This is a genomic window from Stenotrophomonas sp. STEN038 (assembly GCF_056759895.1).
Map to the genome: position 1 here is coordinate 1 of NZ_JBRRDW010000111.1, position 3,580 is coordinate 3,580.

A 3,580-nucleotide genomic window follows, 5' to 3' on the forward strand; every position below is an offset into this window, starting at 1 on the left:
CCCTCCCCCGCCCGCCCCCGGCCCCCCCCCCCCCGCGCCGCCCCCCCCCCCCCCCCCCCCCCCCCCCTTGATCCGCTCCCGGCACCTGGCGCCGCGGTAGTTGAAATCTACCTGGATGCTGCTCGGTGAAATTGGGCGGACACCGCTGCCCCGTTTTGGACCCACCATTCGTAACCCTCGATGTCCATCAGTATCGGTGCTGGCGTACAGCCGCGTAGCGCCAGTGGTGGCTGAAGCGCGGCCGCGCCCGTTGGATCTATCTACGGCAGCCGACCATTGGCGCTTACGCCTGGTCATCTACGACGCCACCCACGAGCTGGTGTGGCCTGAGCACCGGCTGCCGTGGGCGGTGCTGGCGAAGGCTGCGAAAATGCGCAGATCAAGCTACTGCGAGGCCTATCGCTGCGCCACTTCTGTGCTGCAGGCCGCCCTCAATGACGGGCGGCGGGAGTTTCATGGGTGTCTTTTTTCAAACCACTGAGGACATAAACCATATTCAGGGCGACTGACGTCGATGCAAGCGCGGTTCCGAGCAAGTCGTAGAAAGAGTGCAGGAGCTGTTGCAGATCCAACCTCTCTGCCTCGTTGGTAGGGATTCTCGTCAGATCCATCGCGGATTTCTGAAGGGCTACTGCACGCCTTAGCATGTCGGTAAGGACGTCCGTCTGGGATTGATTCATCACGCCGACCTTCTCGACCAGTTGTTCAAACCTGGCTGGGGCTAGGGCCGTCTCTTGCTGGCTGAAGTACTGACTCGCTGCGCACCAATCCTTTTCAAGTTCAGCACAGCGCTTTTGCACGGCCGCCTCGGCTTCTGTAGTGGAGGGGTTCTCGCTGTTGCCATGGAACTCGTACATCTGACTTTCCAAGTGTAGATATAGTTCTTCTATGCTTGGAATGAGAAGGGAGGCCAGTAGCCGAGCGGCGGCGGCGCGCTCTTTCTTATCTTCGCACTTGCCGTGCCACCAGATTCCCACGGCTATCAGTGCCGCAGCGCTGGTGCCGATTGCTGACACCATGTCCCAGTTGAAGCCACTGACATCCTGTGGTGCTGCTTGAACGATCCACTTCATCCTTGTTCCCCTTGTTGTTCGGGGGGATGGTAGCCGTGGTTGTTAAGGTTTGTTAGGGGGTCGCAGACTTTGAGATTGTGAACGGAAGTCGCCATCATTGGGGTACGCCAACACAGAAGGAGCGTAACGGTGGATCCGATGAGGGAAGTACAGGAAGTAAATGCGCCAACAGTCGAGGCGATGGAGCAAGCGTTTTATCGTCTTGTCAAAGCGGGCCTCAGCGGGCCGGCCGCCGACGCTCGGGTCAAGGCGAATCATGACCGAGTAAACGCTGACCCTCGGTTGCTCATGTGTGTAGAAGAGCTGATCAAGCCGATCTGAGCAGCGCATTGGCGGCAAGAGCGTTTTGTTACTTTGTATCTGCAGTTGTTCCGCATGAGGAAGAAAATCTCCTCATGAGGAACCGCAGTTGCAATGGGACCGATTGAGCCCTCATATTCCGCAACGTGGGCGCAGGTGTGAGCAGGGCGCCGTAACACATTGAGGCCGCTGGTTGACCGGGATTGGAGTCCGCGGTTGGCCCGCGGCCTCGAACGTTTGCGGGGTAGAGCAGCCCGGCAGCTCGGCGGTCTCATAAGCCGCAGGTCGCGCGTTCGAATTGCGCCCCCGCTACTACTACGCCGGTTATCACATCCAACAGCACCAGCTGCAGGCGAAAGCTTGCAGGCCTGCCGTGAGGCACGCTGCTGGTTCCCGTCGAAGCACGAGCCTTGGGGGCTCGGTCGGGCTGAAAGGTGTGCCGGCACCACAAGAGGCAGTGACATGGCATTCGTGCTGATGATTACGGCATTTTGGTGCGTGAACAGGTAGACCCAGATGTAGAAGTGATGCAGGAGGCTCGCCCATGGGCGCACCTCGACGAAGGCTAGGTCATAGATGACGCATTGCGCCCGGGCTGCCTCAGGTCTCTGGCGGGCAGGCGCGCCAGAGCTGTCTACTTAGGCATTACTTCTTGGGCGGAAGTGCGCCATTATCGACGCACGCCCGGCGCATCTGACCGGATTTTCGCGTTATAGTCGAAAAACTCGTGATGTTTTCGCTTCGTGCCAGCTTTCCTTGCGTTCTTTGCCTTGTTCCACGTCTAGGTTGTTCCAGACGAACAAGCTGACATTTGATAAAAAATGTTTTGCTGTGTCAGTGGTAGTGCGCGCTTTAGTGTGGCGGTATGTCAACTAGGAAGGGGTGACTATGAAAAAAGGACTTATTGGGGTTTGTGTTTTAGGTGTCGCGCTTGCAGTTGGAATTTGGTGGCAGTGGCCTGGAAAAGATGCGGGCTTGAATAGCGCTACTACTGAGAGCGCCGCTAGAAGCGCAGCTGCTGTTGCGAATGATAGGAGTCCGGGGCAGGAAGGTCGGCAGGGGGGCGAACGTGGCGGCGAAGACTTCTTGATGGAGTTTCATCGCCTTAAAGGAGCTGCTGAGCAGGGCGATACTGTTGCTCAGTTGGGGTTGTCAGAAATCTACGAGAGGTGTGCTGGCTACGCTGCATCACCCGAAAAGTACGTGGAGGGGATAGAGTCTCTGGCAACCGCAAGTGAGAGCCAGCGAGCAGCTGTTGAGAATCTGGCGAGAAGAGTTTCGGAACGATGCAGGGCGGTTTCTAATGCTGGTTCATTTTCAGGTCTGGACTATCAAGAATGGTTGATGAGAGCTGCTCAGAGCGGAAGTTTGACTGCGAATGCTCGTTTGATGACACGCTCTTTCGAGACGCCTAAGCCTGATAACGTAAAAAAAGTGGCTGATTTAGCCATTGCCGGTAAAGACGCGAAAGCACTGTTTGAGACCGGCGAGCTTATGGCGCGAGTCGAGGATAGTGGTGCGCTAGGGGCGTATCAGGCAGTTTCAGGTCCTGGTGTTGGGACGTATGCGTGGGGAGTTGTAGCTTGCCGTATGGGCCTGAACTGCGGCCCGTCTTCGTTGATTATGGATTCTCTATGCCTTAACACAGGGAAGTGCAGTTATTCCTCCTATGAAGATTTTATTAGGGGGGAGTTTGTTCCTCGCGGTGAACAGGTAAAGCTTGATCAGGCGATAGAGTTTATCGTAAATAATGTCAACGGTTCGTCTAAATAGTCAAAGGGATTTGAATGAAAAATCGTAGGCGAAGTCACTATTTTTTTGGGCGGCCATTTTGTTTGCGGGGGTTGCAATTGCTGCCACTGTAAGTATCGATTCCCGATTTTTTCCGTACAACATGGTGCCCGCGGCTAAGGAAGATGCAATCTATAGCGCGAGTGGCGACCGTATCGCGGGTTTGACCGCATTAGCGGGAGAGTTTCGATCACTTCATGGGGTATTGTCCCTGCCGCCGAATTCGATTGTGAAGGTGACTTGGCACGACGGCAGCAAGGAAGATGGCAAGGTCCTTTGCCTGGCAGGGACCGTATGTGTTCAACCTGTACCCGGTACACAGCGCGCCCCGAGCGGGGGGGGGGGGGGGGGGGGGGGGGGGGCGGCGGGGGGGGGGGGGGGGGGGGGGGGGTTTGGGGGGGGTTTTTGCTTTAGGG

Annotated in this window: 2 protein-coding genes and 1 tRNA gene; 2 read left to right on the plus strand and 1 reads right to left on the minus strand. The window is 57.0% G+C overall.

What is annotated here, in order from left to right; genetic code table 11:
* Positions 1-431: 431 nt before the first annotated feature.
* Complete coding sequence (locus ACVOLS_RS21450) at positions 432-1,073, minus strand: hypothetical protein (protein WP_481547305.1); 642 nt, start codon at positions 1,071-1,073, stop codon at positions 432-434.
* Positions 1,074-1,611: 538 nt separating this feature from the next.
* On the opposite strand from ACVOLS_RS21450, the gene ACVOLS_RS21455 reads away from it, so the two are divergent.
* Both ACVOLS_RS21455 and ACVOLS_RS21460 read left to right on the plus strand, forming a co-directional pair.
* Positions 1,612-1,685 (plus strand) — tRNA-Met (locus ACVOLS_RS21455).
* A 576-nt stretch (positions 1,686-2,261) separates the two neighbouring features.
* Positions 2,262-3,146: a hypothetical protein gene (locus ACVOLS_RS21460; protein ID WP_481547306.1), complete on the plus strand. Its 885-nt coding sequence runs from the start codon at positions 2,262-2,264 to the stop codon at positions 3,144-3,146.
* The last annotated feature ends 434 nt before the right edge of the window (positions 3,147-3,580 follow it).